This window comes from Acidaminococcus intestini DSM 21505 (assembly GCF_000425045.1).
Taxonomy (GTDB): Bacteria; Bacillota; Negativicutes; order Acidaminococcales; family Acidaminococcaceae; genus Acidaminococcus; species Acidaminococcus intestini.
Window position 1 is genome coordinate 67,186 of record NZ_KE384298.1, and the last position, 14,615, is coordinate 81,800.

Annotated in this window: 15 protein-coding genes and 1 riboswitch; of the genes, 4 read left to right on the plus strand and 11 right to left on the minus strand. The window is 51.9% G+C overall.

Annotated features, from left to right (window positions below; all coding sequences use genetic code 11):
* The 11 genes from hisA to H503_RS0111250 form a co-directional block, all read right to left on the minus strand.
* Positions 1–729, minus strand: coding sequence for a 1-(5-phosphoribosyl)-5-[(5-phosphoribosylamino)methylideneamino]imidazole-4-carboxamide isomerase (gene hisA, locus H503_RS0111200; protein ID WP_016459590.1), 729 nt, complete (start codon positions 727–729; stop codon positions 1–3).
* Complete coding sequence (hisH, locus tag H503_RS0111205) at positions 726–1,340, minus strand: imidazole glycerol phosphate synthase subunit HisH (protein WP_009014776.1); 615 nt, start codon at positions 1,338–1,340, stop codon at positions 726–728. The genes hisA and hisH overlap by 4 nt, the downstream gene beginning before the upstream one ends.
* A 35-nt stretch (positions 1,341–1,375) precedes the next feature.
* A complete protein-coding gene (gene hisB / locus H503_RS0111210) occupies positions 1,376–1,960 on the minus strand; it encodes an imidazoleglycerol-phosphate dehydratase HisB (protein WP_016459591.1) in 585 nt (194 codons plus the stop codon).
* A 2-nt stretch (positions 1,961–1,962) separates the two neighbouring features.
* Positions 1,963–3,117, minus strand: coding sequence for a pyridoxal phosphate-dependent aminotransferase (locus tag H503_RS0111215; RefSeq protein WP_026385747.1), 1,155 nt, complete (start codon positions 3,115–3,117; stop codon positions 1,963–1,965).
* A 15-nt stretch (positions 3,118–3,132) separates the two neighbouring features.
* Positions 3,133–4,479: a histidinol dehydrogenase gene (gene hisD / locus H503_RS0111220; protein ID WP_009014779.1), complete on the minus strand. Its 1,347-nt coding sequence runs from the start codon at positions 4,477–4,479 to the stop codon at positions 3,133–3,135.
* Positions 4,476–5,123: an ATP phosphoribosyltransferase gene (hisG, locus tag H503_RS0111225; RefSeq protein ID WP_009014780.1), complete on the minus strand. Its 648-nt coding sequence runs from the start codon at positions 5,121–5,123 to the stop codon at positions 4,476–4,478. The genes hisD and hisG overlap by 4 nt, the downstream gene beginning before the upstream one ends.
* Positions 5,124–5,140: 17 nt before the next feature.
* Positions 5,141–6,313: an ATP phosphoribosyltransferase regulatory subunit gene (gene hisZ, locus H503_RS0111230; RefSeq protein WP_026385748.1), complete on the minus strand. Its 1,173-nt coding sequence runs from the start codon at positions 6,311–6,313 to the stop codon at positions 5,141–5,143.
* A 6-nt stretch (positions 6,314–6,319) separates the two neighbouring features.
* A complete protein-coding gene (locus H503_RS0111235; RefSeq protein ID WP_009014782.1) occupies positions 6,320–6,616 on the minus strand; it encodes a YerC/YecD family TrpR-related protein in 297 nt (98 codons plus the stop codon).
* A gap of 252 nt (positions 6,617–6,868) precedes the next feature.
* Complete coding sequence (locus H503_RS0111240; RefSeq protein ID WP_009014783.1) at positions 6,869–7,531, minus strand: methionine ABC transporter permease; 663 nt, start codon at positions 7,529–7,531, stop codon at positions 6,869–6,871.
* The gene (locus tag H503_RS0111245) at positions 7,521–8,558 is read right to left on the minus strand and encodes a methionine ABC transporter ATP-binding protein (protein ID WP_026385749.1); all 1,038 of its coding nucleotides are present in this window, start codon (positions 8,556–8,558) and stop codon (positions 7,521–7,523) included. Before H503_RS0111245 ends, H503_RS0111240 begins: the two co-directional genes overlap by 11 nt.
* A 71-nt stretch (positions 8,559–8,629) precedes the next feature.
* Positions 8,630–8,730: riboswitch (SAM riboswitch) on the minus strand.
* Between the two features lie 91 nt (positions 8,731–8,821).
* Positions 8,822–10,162: a hypothetical protein gene (locus H503_RS0111250; RefSeq protein WP_009014785.1), complete on the minus strand. Its 1,341-nt coding sequence runs from the start codon at positions 10,160–10,162 to the stop codon at positions 8,822–8,824.
* A 211-nt stretch (positions 10,163–10,373) separates the two neighbouring features.
* Here H503_RS0111250 and H503_RS0111255 point away from each other — a divergent pair, with 211 nt between their 5' ends.
* The 4 genes from H503_RS0111255 to H503_RS0111270 are packed head-to-tail and all read left to right on the plus strand — an operon-like array spanning position 10,374 to position 14,603.
* Entirely contained in the window at positions 10,374–12,269 is a 1,896-nt protein-coding gene (locus H503_RS0111255) for an alkaline phosphatase (RefSeq protein ID WP_016459596.1), read from the plus strand.
* A complete protein-coding gene (locus H503_RS0111260; protein ID WP_009014787.1) occupies positions 12,266–12,709 on the plus strand; it encodes a hypothetical protein in 444 nt (147 codons plus the stop codon). The genes H503_RS0111255 and H503_RS0111260 overlap by 4 nt, the downstream gene beginning before the upstream one ends.
* A 9-nt stretch (positions 12,710–12,718) precedes the next feature.
* A complete protein-coding gene (locus H503_RS0111265; RefSeq protein ID WP_009014788.1) occupies positions 12,719–13,387 on the plus strand; it encodes an ABC transporter ATP-binding protein in 669 nt (222 codons plus the stop codon).
* Positions 13,380–14,603, plus strand: coding sequence for an ABC transporter permease (locus tag H503_RS0111270; protein ID WP_009014789.1), 1,224 nt, complete (start codon positions 13,380–13,382; stop codon positions 14,601–14,603). Before H503_RS0111265 ends, H503_RS0111270 begins: the two co-directional genes overlap by 8 nt.
* Positions 14,604–14,615: the final 12 nt, after the last annotated feature.

Sequence of the window (14,615 nt, forward strand, 5' to 3'; positions counted from 1 at the left end):
TCACACCTCCCCGGCAATCTTGAGGGCATCAGAAAGGGAAAAAGCACCGGCGTAAAGCGCTTTTCCAATGATGCAGCCTTCGATGCCATCTGTTTCACGGGCTTTGAGCCTTCTGATGTCTTCAAGCGAAGAGACGCCGCCTGAGGCCGTGATAGGAACCCCGCAGGCTTGATAAAGAGCGGCTGTGGCTTCGATATTGCTGCCATTCATCATCCCATCACGGCTGATGTCCGTAAAGATGATTCTCTCCGTCCCCGCCGCGGCGACACGCCGAGCAAGTGCCTCGGCCGTGAGATTGCTGTCTTTTTCCCATCCATCAGCGGCTGCATAGCCATTTTTGGCATCGATGCCGACCACGATTTTGTGGGGAAAATCCCGGTTGGCCCTTTCCACAAGCTGGGGATCATAGATGGCGGCAGAGCCCAGGATGACCTGACTGACCCCTAAAGAAAGCAGCCCTTCAATCTGTTCATAGGTTCGGATGCCGCCGCCCACTTCGATGGAGATACCCCCCTCCCTCAGGATGGCCTTAATGGCGGAAAGGTTCTCACTTTTTCCGGCAAGGGCACCGTCAAGGTCCACCACATGGATGGTACGGGCCCCCGCTTCCGCAAAGCGACGCGCCATGGCTCCAGGGTCCTTGCTGTAGACCGTTTCTTTTGAAAAATTTCCTTTTTCAAGGCGTACACACATTCCGCCTCGCAGATCAATGGCTGGATAAAGGTTCATGGCTTCCACTCCTTAAAGGCTTTCAGCATGGCAAGACCGGCAGCAGAGGACTTTTCCGGATGGAACTGGAAGCCCTGGACGTTGCCGCGGCCTACGGCAGCGACAAGTTCTGTACCATAATCGGTGGTTGCCGTGATGATATTTCGGTCACAAGGGTCCGCGGCAAAGCTATGGACAAAATAGACCATTTTTCCTTTGGCATCCTTTAGCAAAGGTGACGGCCGGGTTATAGTAAGCTCGTTCCACCCCATATGAGGAATCTTATAGGGCGTGCGGATGAGGCGCACCCGCCCCTTAAAGATGCCAAGACCTTTGACACCGGGTGTCTCCTCGCTGCCTTCAAAAAGGAGCTGGAGTCCCACGCAGATGCCAAGAAAAGGGGTCCCCTTTTCAACGATGCGAAAAATGGCATCTTCAAGGCCTGACGCGGCAAGATGGTCCATGCAGTCCCCAAAGGCGCCGACGCCTGGCAGGATGACCCGCGGTGCTTCAAGAATGGTTTTTTCGTCATTGGTGATGATGGGGTCAGCGCCAATCTTTTTCAGTCCGTAATAGACGCTGTGCAGGTTGCCCCGACCATAGTCGATGATTGCAATGGAATGATTGTTCATGGGAATCCTTTCCCACGGCTAGATTCAGCCGCGTCTTACAGGGCGCCCTTGCTGCTCATGATGCCATGGACCCGCGGATCGATGGCAACAGCTTCGGAAAGGGCACGGCCAAAACCTTTGAAGATGGCTTCAAGCATATGATGGGTATTGCGGCCGTAAGGGACATTGATATGCAGGGTCATCCCGCTTTGGACAGAAAGGGCGCGAAAAAAATCTTCCCCCATTTCCGTATCAAAAAGACCAAGGCTGACACGGGGTATATCGGCATGCCACACAAGATAGGAGCGTCCGCTGATATCAAGGATCACTTCGGCTAGGGCCTCATCCATGGGAAGGAGCATGCTTCCGTAGCGATGGATTCCCACCTTGTCACCCAAGGCTTTGCGCAGGGCCTCGCCCAACGTCAGGGCCACATCTTCCACCGTATGGTGACAGTCTACATCAAGGTCCCCGGTCGCCCGTACGGTCAGGTCAAAATGACCGTGAACGGCAAAAAGGGTCAGCATATGGTTCAAGAAACCCACACCTGTATCGATATCAGCTTCCCCCGTGCCGTCAAGTTCCAAGGTCACTGTCACGTCAGTTTCCTTCGTCCGGCGATGGACAGTACTGTCTCTCATGATCATCCCTCCAGAATTTCCTTTACCGCTTCAATGATGCGGGCATTTTCTTCCAAGGTCCCCGTCGAAATCCGCAGGGCCCCAGGCAGCAGTGGATGCTGGGAATAATTTCGAACCAAGATCTTCCGGGCGAGGAGCCCCTCAAAAAGGGTCTTTCCGGCGGCTTTTGCCATGTTCTCCCTACCTTTGGCCCGGCTTTTGCTTTTTGCAAAAAGGACAGTGAGGGTCTCTTCCTTGGGCATGACAAGAAGGAAGTTCGTCCCTGACGGCAGGACCGTAAAGCCCAAGGTCCCAAGGTCTGATGCAAGGGCCTCACGGGCCTTGACGACAGCGGCCACCCGCTTTTTGAGGTAGTTTTTGGACTTTAGGAACGCAAGGGCGATGGCAAGGGTCAGCCGATTGACGTGATAGGGCAGGAGTACCTTGTGAAGGATTTTCATAACGGCCCTGCTCCCGGCGCCAAAGCCGATGCGCAGGCCTGCCAGGCCATAGGCCTTGGACAGGGTACGCAGGACGAGGAGATGATCGGTATCAGCCACAAGGGGGAGGGTCGAATTTTCCTCAGCATCCGCTCCCCCATTGGAAAATTCAATGTAGGCTTCATCCATGACGACAAGGGCATCGACGCTGCGGATGATTTTTTCCATCATTTGCCGCGCATTATAGGTTCCCGTCGGATTATTGGGGTTATTGACGATGAGAACGTCAGGTTTTTCCTTTTTGCAAAACTTGATGACCGCATCGGCATCTACCTTAAACTCCTCATCCAAACGATACGGTACGGGCGTGCTGTCAGATAGGGTGATATACGTTTCGTACATGGAAAAGGACGGAGCGGGATAGGCAATCTTACGGCCCTTGCCGCCAAAAGCAAAACAGACTTTTTCCAACAGTTCACTGGAACCATTTCCCAGGCAGAACAGGTAAGGATCAAGACCATATTTCTTTCCAAGAAAAGCACACAGGTCTTCCCCGTGCATGGAGGGGTAGCGGTTCAACGCTTCCTTAAGGACAGCGTTCACCAGCTTTTTCTCCATTATCTTTCCCATCGGTTCATTGGTTTCGTTGGCATTTACGATAATATCGGCATCGGGGACCGTTTCCACAACATAATCCTCGATGCGGCTCAGGCACTCACGGCCCCTAATTTGGCTCATCGGCTGCCTCCCTTCTTATAGTTCCCCTTTGCGGACGCGGATGGCATTGGCATGGGCTTTGAGGCCCTCTGCTTCTGCCATGGCAATGATATCATCCGCAGCCTCTTTGAGGGCCTCCCGCGTATAGGAAATGAGGCTCGTTTTCTTCATGAACGTTTCCACATTGAGAACAGAATAAAATCGTGCCGTCCCGCCTGTCGGCAGGATGTGATTAGGACCGGCATAGTAGTCTCCCAGCGGTTCCGGTGAATAGGCTCCAAGGAAGATGGCGCCGGCATTGCGGATACGAGGCACAAGGGAGAAAGCGTTCTCTGTCATGATTTCCATGTGTTCCGGTGCCGAAAGATTTGCCATCTGAACGACTGTATCCATGTCCTTAGCCAGGATGATCTTGCCCGTCTGGGCAAGGCTCGTTTCCGCGATTTCCTTGCGCGGCAGGGCTTCAAGCTGCTCATCCACTTCCCTTGCTACGGCCCTAGCAAGGGGCTCATCGCAAGTGATGAGGATGGCACAGGCCAAGGGATCATGCTCGGCCTGGCTCAACAGATCGGCCGCCAGATACTTCGGATTGCCGGTTTGATCCGCGACAATCAGGATTTCACTGGGGCCTGCCAGCATATCGATATCGACGTGACCATAAACAGCCTTTTTGGCAAGGGTTACAAAGATATTTCCCGGGCCCGTTATTTTTTCGACCTTGGGAATGGTCTCTGTCCCAAAAGCAAGGGCAGCCACGGCCTGTGCGCCGCCCATCTTATAGATTTCCGTGATTCCGATTTTCCGGGCCGTAGCAAGGACATAGGGATTCATCCGGCCGTCACGGCTGGCAGGCGCTGCCATCACGATGCGGGGCACACCGGCCACCATGGCAGGCACGGCATTCATAATGACGCTGGACGGGTACGCCGCCGTACCGCCCGGCACATAGATGCCTACCGAATCAACAGGAGTCATCTTTTGGCCCAGGAAGGATCCATAGGCGCGGGGCGTCAGCCACGTCTTGGGAAGCTGTTCCTCATGAAACTTTCGTACATTGCTGATAGCCCGGCTGATTGCTTCCATGGTCTTTGTATCGACAGCCTTTTCTGCTTCTTCAAACTCTTTTTCCGTCACAGCGATGGTGTCTTTAGTAAAGTCGCCGCCGTCAAGGAGCTTTGTATAGTAAAAGAGGCGCTCGTCCCCACCCTTGCGAATCTCACCGACAATGCGGTCCACGACCTGGGCGGCCGTCAGCTTTTGACCAAACATCTTTTCCGTCCCAGCCGCCACGCGGGGGGACAGTTCCACTTCATCAAAAGCTTTCTTTTTCAGGAGCCTACTGATTTCTTCTGCACTGCTCTTTCTTTCATCAAATATCTTCATGCTTCTTCCTCCTTCAGCACGGCCTTCAAATCTTCAACGAGTTTCTTGATGCGTTCGTGCTGAAGTTTGAAACTGACCTTATTGGCAATGAGACGCGCCGAACTTTCATAAACCGTGGCGACTTCCTTGAGGTGATTTTCCCGGATGGTTGTCCCCGTTTCCACAATATCGACAATGAGTTCACTAAGACCCACAATCGGGGCCAGTTCAATGGAACCATTGAGCTTGATAATCTCCATCTGCATCCCCTGCCGGTCAAAGAACTCGACAGCACTGTGAGGGTATTTTGTCGCGACTCGCATATGGGTATAATCCATCATACGGGGCAGAACCTTTTCTTCCGGCACGGCCATCATGAGATGGCATTTGCCGTAGCCCATATCAAGCAGTTCATAGACGTCCCGTTCTTCTTCCTTGAGGACATCCTTTCCGATGATGCCGATGTCAGCTGCACCATATTCGACATAGACCGGAAGGTCCATGGTCTTGACAATGATGAAGCGGACTTTTGTTTTTTCATTGGTAATGACAAGTTTCCGTGAATCCTCGACGACGTTGTCAGCATCGCAACCGACTTTGGCAAGGACCTTGACGGACCGATCAAAGAGTTTTCCCTTAGGAAGGGCAATGGTTAGGTATTCCATAAAAAGGTCCTTCTTTCTTATTTGACGTAGACGAGATTCAAGGCTTTCTGCTGCTTACAGCATGCCGCCGCTTCGCCTTTATCCATAGGACGGGTTGCCACCTTGACTTTCCGTCCCTTGCAGCGCAGGGTCATGGCCTTTATAATGGCCTTGGTTTCTCCCTTGGCACTAAAAGCGACATAATCGTCCCAAGCTTCCTTCCCCTGCAGGGCGCCTTCGCGGCGCAGGGCGAGGATGATGCGGTCTACACCAAGGGCAAAACCGGTTGCCGGCATGGCTTTGCCAAATCTTTCCATCATCGAATCGTAGCGTCCGCCGCCGCAGATATTGAAGCCGATCTGGGGACCGTACGCTTCAAAGACCATGCCTGTATAATAGTCAAAGTTGCGGATAAGACTTAGATCAAAGACAATCTTATCTGTAACACCGTAGGCTTCACACAGATGATAAATGGCAAGCAGATTATCCAGAGCTTCAAGGCTTCTGGGATGAGTGACCTTTGTTTTCAAGGCTTGAAGCAGGTCCGGACCGCCCTGTTGGTAAAGGAGTCCTTTGACCAGCTCCCGGACAGGTTCGTAGGAAATGACGGAAGCGGCCTTTTCAAGGGCCACTGCATTATGGGTCAGGATCATCTTTTTGAGGCGTTCCACTTGGGCATCAGAAAGTTCCGCGTCTTCAATCAAGCCTGCCAAAAAACCGCTGTGCCCTATACTGATGGTAAAATGCGCAAGTCCCGCTGCCTTAAGGCTTTCCACGGCAAGGGCCAAGACCTCCGCGTCCGCTTCGGGTCCTTTTTCGCCAAAAAATTCAACCCCAGCCTGACGGAACTCGCATTGCCGCCCGGCTTGTGTCTCTTCGTGACGGAAAACATTGGCAATATAAAAAAGACGCTTGATGCCTTCGTCCTGCCGCATCCTTGTAACAACCATCCGCGCCAGCGGCGTCGTCATTTCACTGCGGAGCATAAAAGTCCGATTGTCCCGCCCCAGAAATTTCATGCTTTCATCGGGAAGATCGGCCCCACTCAGGGCAAAGGTATCAGCGTATTCAAAAGTCGGCGTCATCGCCTCATCATACCCCCAGGAAAGAAAATTCCGGGCGAGGCGGTTTTCCATTTCACGCTTCACTCGGGCCTCGCCAGGCAGGATATCTTTCGTTCCATAGGGAATCTGCAAAAAGCCAGTGGTCATGCTAATCTATTCTCCTTCTTCAAGGAGCATGGGAATCACTTTTCGATATCCCCCGGCTCCATAATTTAAACAGCGGTTGACACGGGAAACCGTCGTACTGCTGGCGCCCGTATCGTTGACGATTTTGGCATAGTTTTCGCCGCGATGAAGACGCACCGCCACTTCCAGGCGCTGACTCAAGGCCTTCAATTCATTAGGCGTGCAGATATCCTCCAAAAAATCGAGACACATCCGGTCATTCTTCAAAAGTATAAAAGCGTGTGCCAGTCGATGAAGTTCCCTTTTGTTGAGACCTGCCTGCATAATCGAGACTCCTTTCAAAACTACGAAAAATATAAAAGAAAAAGACTGCGTAAATTTAGTACGCTAATACATTAACACGTTAATGAAGTCATGGCAAGTCATTTTTTTGTTTTTACCCTTCTGCCTCCAGACGCCCGCTATCAGTGTAAAATGTGATACAGGGTTCTCGTGTCCTTTCTGACAGTTCGAGGAGAAAAAAAGCTGCAAAGCCATGTTTTCCATGACTTCACAGCCAGATTGTTGCAGCGTACATTACTGCATCTTTGTTTTGTTCAGTTTGGCGCTGATATAGTTCCCGACGGACTGGACGAGCTGAACCAGGGCAATGAGGATGACGACCGTTGCCGCCATGGTATCTGCCTGGAAACGCTGATATCCGTAACGGATAGCAAGGTCACCTAGTCCACCGCCGCCCAAGGCACCGGCCATGGCAGAACTGCCGATGAGACTGATGATGGCAAGGGTCACGCCAAGGACGATGGCATGCATGGATTCTGGAAGGAGCACCTTCCAAATGATCTGGATGGGACTGGCTCCCATGGATTCGGCGGCCTCAATGACACCTGGATCGACTTCAAGGAGGGACGATTCAATGATGCGCGCAATAAAAGGCGTTGCCGAAATGGTGAGCGGCACAATGGCAGCCGTCGTCCCGATGGAAGATCCCACAATGATCCGCGTAAGGGGAATGATGGCCACCATGAGGATGATAAAGGGCGTCGAACGGGTGGCATTCACAACAGCCCCTAAGACGCGGTTGATGCCCTTGTTTTCCAGGATATGACCTTCCCGTGTGACGGTAAGGATGACGCCCAAAGGCATCCCGCAAAGGGTAGCAAGGGCCGCCGAAAGAAAGACCATATAACAAGTCTCTCCCAAAGATTTGATCAGCATCTGAATCATACTACTTGACATATCCAATCACCTCAATCTGCAACTTTTGCCCCTCAAGGTATGACAGGGCTTCCTTCAAATGGGCCTCATCTCCGTCCATGCCAATCAGGAGCGTTCCATAAGGCGTATCCTGGAGCGTTTCCACGTTGCCGGAAAGGATATTGACATCGATATCGTACTTTTTGATGAGGACCGTAATGACCGGTTCCCCGGCACTGTCACCAAGGAAATGCAAGCGCACAAGGGCCTTGTCACCGCTGGTATACTCCTTATGGAGGTCGAGCTTCTTTACCAGTTCCGGGACAATATCCGTCCGGGTACTTGCAACAAATTCCTTGGTCGTCGGATTCTTCGGATTCGTGAAGACTTCATAGAGGGGACCCTCTTCAATGATACGGCCGCCTTCAATGACCGCTACATGATCACAGATTTCTTTGACGACGTTCATCTGGTGGGTGATCATGACAATCGTGATATGAAGCCGTTTATTGATGTCCCGCAAGAGTTCCAGAATAGATTCCGTCGTCTGGGGATCAAGGGCGCTTGTAGCTTCGTCACAAAGAAGCACCTTAGGATCGGAAGCAAGGGCGCGGGCAATACCGACGCGCTGTTTCTGGCCGCCCGACAGCTGGGAAGGATAATGGTCGCGGCGGTCCGTAAGACCGACGAGATCCAAGAGAGGTTCCACTTTCTTTCTAATTTCATCCCTGCTTTTCCCCTGGATTTCCAAAGGAAAGGCAATATTGTCATAGACCGTCCGGCTGCTTAAAAGGTTAAAATGCTGGAAGATCATGCCGATTTCCTGACGGGCCTTGCGCAGTTCCATTTTGGACAGTTTAGTCATGTCCCTGCCGTCAACGATCACTTCGCCACTCGTTGGCTGCTCCAGCATATTGATGCAGCGAACCAAGGTACTTTTACCGGCGCCGGATAATCCGATGATTCCATAGATTTCTCCTTCCTCAATGGATAGGTTGATATCCTTTAAGGCTTCCAGGTCCCCGCCCTTTGCATGGTAAACCTTGCCGATATGTTTCAGTTCAATCACAGCGACTCCCTCCTTATGAATAAAAAATTCCTCTTCATCATTATGAAGAGGAATGGGTCGATTCATATTCGTCTTCATCTGCCAGGAAAATCCTGTTGGACTTAGCACCGTTCACTTTCGTGTGGTTGCCGTAACATCATGGGGCCATTCCCTCCGTTACTCTTGATGAATAATTCCTTAAAATCATACCGGATTCATATTGTTTTGTCAAGGGTAGTTTTATCTCTGTGCACAGATTCCCCGTCCCTAAGACACAAAGCACCTTACTTTCCCTTTGCCTGCGCAAAGAGCCACTCCTTAATGGCATCAAAGGAATAGGCAAAGCTCCACGTATACATATGGTTCCCGCCCTTAAATACTGTATAGTAGATATGGGTGTTAGGCCGTAACAATTGCTCTATTTTGTCATTGAGGGTCCCTACAGGAAGGGTGCTGTCCCAAAGCGTCTCATTCCGCGCCACCTTTACGCCTGCTTTTTCCCAGAGTGCGGTCGTTTCATTCATTGTGGGGTAGGCTTTATTATCCCCTTCACAGACGGTGATCCAAAGGGGCTTATCCTTGAGGACCTGCATTTCCTTGGGATCCCATTGGCAGGCCACAAGATACTGGGCCGCAAAAAAATCGGGGTAGCGGTCACTGATGGCAATATTGGCCATACCGCCCTGGGACTGTCCTGTCCCATAGATCCTGTTTGGATCGACAGGGTAGGTCTTGACCGCATAATCAAGGAAATGCTTGAGCAAGGTGAGACCCTTTGTCCAATGATGATCATCGGCGGTCAGCATACCCAGTTTCGTCACAAGCTCAGACGTATACTGCGGGGCAACAACAATCGAAGGGTGCTTTGCCTGAAAAGCAGGATCGGTCCAGACTGTGGCCCCGTTGCCTTGATAAAGCGGCGTCGTAAGATCATCATTATTGCCGCTCATATCAACGCCAAAGTAGACCAGGGGCAGTTTCTCTCCCTGCTTGATTTCCTTGGGCAGATATAGATTATACGGCAGGGAAATGCCCGTTTCTGGGTCTGTAAAGACTTTCTGCGTAAAGCGGGAAAGATCGGGTTCAAGCGTTCGAGTCGACGCTATGAATCGGGTGGAGCCAGGGCTTTTATCCCCTCCCGCGCCAGTTACTTCCCCCACTTGTTTGACTGCAATGCCAAGATCCGGGGCTTTGCGATCAGAATGACCATCAAGCTTGGGTTCCTGCCTCATTTTTTCCTTTGTTTCCTTTTGGGGCGGTGCGGGCAGTGTTTCAGGCACCGTATTTTCTGTCTTTACCTTCAAGATGACATAGCGGCCTTCCTCAGCCGCCTTAAGGGCGGGCAAAGAGCGAGTTACCTGGACGCTTTCAAGGGTACCCTTTGAAAGGACATAATCTTTGGGAGAAACGGAACTTGCCAGAAGGGGCTCACTGTAAGTCAAAATGACTTCCGAAATTTTTTCCCCATCGCCAAAGACGCGGGCCACACCGGTCACCTCGTTGACGGTGGGCGCCGCTTCTCCGCTTCCCATAAGGCCCACCAGGATCAGGCACAATAAGCCTTGCCCCAGCCTGCGGCCGATTACGGCTTCTTTTATGCCGCCTTTTTTTATCCGTATAAACATGAAAAGACCTCCTCAGCATGAAATCGATTCCATTCTAGCAAATAGAAAATGAAAATAAGATGAAAGAAAAAAGAATAGCTGCCGTTGTTTGGCCGCGGCAATTTACGGTAATTTTACCAAGCTTTTGCAGAAACCTCCAGTTTCCTATGCTACACTCCTTCCATATAAAGAATCTTTTTCTTTGAAGCAAAATCATAGAGGAGGTTTGTTTATGAACACAAAACGTAAGCTTCGCCTATTTATCCAACTGTCGATGTTAGGGGCCCTTTCCATGGGCATCACCTCGACCCATGATGCCGTGGCTTTTGCGGCAGCATCCTCCATCTCGCAGGTGGCTGAATTCCATAACCGGATGCAGGAGACGGCAGATAACGGTGCCATTACCATCCTGCCAATCAACCGTGCCAAATTCTGGGCCGGTCAGCGGTTTGACTTTGAGGTGGAATTTCCCAAAAACAGCACAAACTTCAACGTCGGCATCAACGGAGAAGGGGCAGAAAAAGTCTTTGGGAAAAAGGCCATCATCACAGACTACGGCACCCACATTTCCTACCGCATCAACAATGTCACCTTTGACAAAATCGGTGAAAAAAGGGTAACGGCTTCCGCCAGCGGCCTTTCTGGAAGGCTCCAGGCAAAAGCCGCCTATACGGTGGTCCAGGAAAAAGCAAGGCGGCGCGCCAAGAATGTCATCCTCTTCATTGGTGACGGCATGAGCATGCAGGCAAAGGAACTGGGCCGCATCCTTTCAAAAGGCCTTTCAAACGGAAAATTCAATGACGTCCTTTCCATGGAAAAGATGCCAAGCCTTGCCCTTGTCACAACAAGCGGCTATGACTCTATTGTAACGGACTCGGCAAACTCCATGTCCGCCTATATGACGGGCAATAAATCCGTCGTCAATGCCATGGGTGTCTACGAAAATAGGACCAAAGATCCCCTCGATGACCCAAAGGTGGAAACGGCAGCGGAAATCCTCTCCCGCAGTAAGAAGATGAGCTACGGCATGGTTACGACCGCGGCTGTTACGGATGCTACACCAGCGGCCGTCACGGCCCATACGCGTCGACGTGGGGAACAAAACTACATTGCTGCCGATTTCCTCAGTCGCAGGAATCCGCCAAAAGTGGTCATGGGCGGTGGGGCACAGTTCTTCCTTCCGCTGCAGACGCCCGGTTCCAAACGCAAGGATGACCGTAACCTGATCCAGGAATTCAAGGATAAAGGTTATCAATTTGCCGGCACCAAGACGGAATTAAATGCTCTCAACGGCGATCAGCCCATTCTGGGGCTTTTCACCATGAACCACATGAACGTTTACATGGACCGTGAATTCCTGCCCAAAAACAGCAAGGTCCTGAAAGGGTTTACTGACCAGCCTGGCCTCCTTGATATGACAAAAAAAGCCGTATCCGTACTTGAAAAAAATCCGAATGGCTTCTTTCTCATGAGTGAAGGCGGCAGCATTGATAAGCAGCTCCATACCATGGACTGGCAGCGTTCCACCTATGACACCATCGAATTTGATCAAACCATCGAATGGGCGCAGGACTACGCCAAAAAGCACAATGATGATACACTTATCATTGTCGTTGCGGACCATGCCCACGGCATCAGCATCAGCGGCACCTATAAGGAAGAAAATGGCAAGACCGGCCGCGAAGCGGTTCGCGTCTACGGCGATGCCAAGTGGCCGACCTTCGTTGATGAAAACCACGACGGGTATCCCGATAACCCTGATCCGGATGTCACCCTGGCCGTGCAGTACGCCAATGCCCCGGACCATTACGAAAATTATCGTTTCCAGCCTGAACCGACTGTTCCGGCAACGACCGATGCCAAAGGAAACGTCATTGCCAACCCGAAACGCGCACCCAAAGGAGCCCGTCTTGTCCAAGGCGACCTGCCGACGACAACCGGAGAAACGAGCGAATGCCATTCTGCCGACGATGTAGTACTCATGGCCCAAGGCCCTGGTTCTGAATACTTCCACGGCGTCATGGACAACACGGAAGTCTTCTTTGGGATCCTTCGCGCCCTCGGTGTCGACGCCCATAAAGGCACGCCGGAAGTTTCCTTTACATCAGAAAGCGGTGACAGCAAGTGAGATTGGAAAAGGTCTTCAGAAAGTTTCTTGCTTCCCTCTTCCTATCCATCACAATGAGTATCGCCTTGGAGGCCAATGCGGCCTCCTTGGATTTTTCTGATATGTACAGCGGAGCAAGTTCGGAAGGGCTCGTCTTTTCGGATACCCTGAATTCCCTGAATGGTTCGGAAGTGACCATGACGGGGTTCATGGCGCCCCCCTTAAAGCCCTCCATCAATTTCTTTGTCCTTACGGAAACGCCCATGGCTGTTTGTCCCTTCTGTTCCACCGATGCAGACTGGCCCTATAACATGGTTGTCGTCTACGTCAACGGCAGTGTGGACGCCCTACCTTACGACCAGGAAGTGACCGTAACGGGGACCCTGGATCTTGGCAGCTATATGGATGGGGATACGGGCTTTGTGAGCCAGGTTCGCCTTCTTGATGCCACCGTGGAATAGGAGGTCCATATGCTCAAAGTTACCCATTTGGTCCATCGCTATCCTGACGGAAGAAGATTCCTGACAGCCCTTTCCGTGCCCCATCTAGAAGCCTATGACGGCGAAGCGTGGTGCATCACAGGACCAAGCGGCAGTGGAAAATCGACCTTTCTCCATTGCCTTTCAGGTCTCCTGCGCCCTACAGAAGGGGATATTTCCTATAAGGGCCGTTCCCTTACCCTTGATATGTCGGACGCAGACCTTGATGTGTTTCGGGGCCGCACCATTGGCTGCCTCTATCAAAAGTTTAACCTCCTGCCCTTTCTTTCAGCCCGGGATAACATCCTCCTTGGCGCCCATTTTGGCGGTGTACCGAAAAAGGAGGCCGAAGCTAGACTGTCAGCTCTTGCAGAAAAGATGGGCCTCATGCACCTTCTTTCCCATTACCCCAATGAACTGAGCCAGGGGGAAGAACAGCGAACCGCCCTTGCCCGGGCTCTCATCAAGGAGCCGCCAATCCTCCTTGCCGATGAACCGACAGCCAACCTGGATGAGGATAATAGCCGCATCGTCATTCATCTGCTCCTTGACTATGTAAAAGCGCACAACGCCCTAATTTTTGTAGCAAGCCATGACCCTATGGTGATTCGTTCCTTCAGCCACATCCTGCCCCTTCATAAAGGAGGCGCCCATGCTTAGAAAAGCTGCGTTGCGGCAGCTCATCCACCGGCCCATGACAACCCTTCTCATGATACTCATCATGGGCCTTTCCCTTGGCATCAGCCTCTTTTTATCGGCCCTCCACGAAGGGATCCATGAAGGACTCACAAAGGCGACGGAACCGTTTAGCCTGCTTGTAAGCTCACCAGGAAGCCAGTATCAGCTCGTTCTGACGTCCGTCTTTTTACAGGACCGGCCCCTCCCCAACCTTCCCTATGAAGAAGTGGATGCTCTCTCAGGCCAGAAAAATCTCGTCAGTTTCGCCCTGCCCTTGGCCTTTGGTGATTCCTACGGAGGTTATCGCGTTGTCGGGACGACGGGCGGCATCTTTGCCATGACGACGGGGAAAAATAAGGACAAGTGGCTGATCCTTCAGCAAGGCCGTCCCTTTTCCGCGCCCTATGAAGCCGTCATTGGTGCGGACGTCGCGCGGCGCCTTCATCTAACCGTTGGATCCACCTTTTCTTCCCTCCACGGTCTCGTCCAAAAAGGCCGCGCCCACAAGGAGCATCCCTACACCGTCGTTGGCATCTTAACCGACGTCAAAGGGCCCTATAACCAGGCCATCCTGACTTCCATCGAGTCCATTTGGGACGCCCATGAGCACAAGAAGAATAAGAGGCTAGAGGCCAAGAAGGCGGATAATAAGACGCACAATGACCATAAGGAAGTAAGCGCCATCCTCGTCGAACCTGTAGGCTACAGCGAAGCCTACCAGCTTGCCGCAAAATATCAGCACCGCAAAGACGCCATGCTCGTTTTCCCGTCCCAGAGCATCGTCCAGCTCTTTAATCTCATGGGCTGCGGCGAAAGAATGTGGCAGAAAGTGGGACTTTTCCTCATAGTTCTTTCCACCCTTATCGTCGTTATGACAAGCTATCTTTCAAGCCTTTCGAGACTTCGGGAATATGCCATCATGCGGGCCCTCGGGGCTACGGGAAAAGACATTTCCCACATTTTCCTTTGGCAAAACGCCTTTCTCGTCCTTTGCGGCACCGCTGCAGGCACCCTTTTAGGAATCGGGGCCTATACTCTCTTAGCCCACGCCCTTGCGTCAACGACGGCCCTTTCGCTGCCACTTTTTTCCTTTTCACCGGTCATGGGAATCCTCCTTGCTGCCACGGTGGCAGCAACCCTTCTATTAAGTCTTATTCCTTTGAAAATCCTGAAAGAAAAACTGGCCTCCATGATGTGATCCTTAATAGAA

Bases quoted from the DNA above. Each gene is read 5' to 3' on its own strand.
- hisZ (WP_026385748.1), bottom strand. From the start codon at position 6,313: ATGACCACTGGCTTTTTGCAGATTCCCTATGGAACGAAAGATATCCTG.
- H503_RS0111215 (WP_026385747.1), bottom strand. From the start codon at position 3,117: ATGAGCCAAATTAGGGGCCGTGAGTGCCTGAGCCGCATCGAGGATTAT.
- H503_RS0111240 (WP_009014783.1), bottom strand. From the start codon at position 7,531: ATGTCAAGTAGTATGATTCAGATGCTGATCAAATCTTTGGGAGAGACT.
- H503_RS0111265 (WP_009014788.1), top strand. From the start codon at position 12,719: ATGCTCAAAGTTACCCATTTGGTCCATCGCTATCCTGACGGAAGAAGA.
- H503_RS0111270 (WP_009014789.1), top strand. From the start codon at position 13,380: ATGCTTAGAAAAGCTGCGTTGCGGCAGCTCATCCACCGGCCCATGACA.
- H503_RS0111235 (WP_009014782.1), bottom strand. From the start codon at position 6,616: ATGCAGGCAGGTCTCAACAAAAGGGAACTTCATCGACTGGCACACGCT.
- hisG (WP_009014780.1), bottom strand. From the start codon at position 5,123: ATGGAATACCTAACCATTGCCCTTCCTAAGGGAAAACTCTTTGATCGG.
- H503_RS0111255 (WP_016459596.1), top strand. From the start codon at position 10,374: ATGAACACAAAACGTAAGCTTCGCCTATTTATCCAACTGTCGATGTTA.
- hisB (WP_016459591.1), bottom strand. From the start codon at position 1,960: ATGAGAGACAGTACTGTCCATCGCCGGACGAAGGAAACTGACGTGACA.
- H503_RS0111250 (WP_009014785.1), bottom strand. From the start codon at position 10,162: ATGTTTATACGGATAAAAAAAGGCGGCATAAAAGAAGCCGTAATCGGC.
- hisD (WP_009014779.1), bottom strand. From the start codon at position 4,479: ATGAAGATATTTGATGAAAGAAAGAGCAGTGCAGAAGAAATCAGTAGG.
- hisA (WP_016459590.1), bottom strand. From the start codon at position 729: ATGAACCTTTATCCAGCCATTGATCTGCGAGGCGGAATGTGTGTACGC.
- hisH (WP_009014776.1), bottom strand. From the start codon at position 1,340: ATGAACAATCATTCCATTGCAATCATCGACTATGGTCGGGGCAACCTG.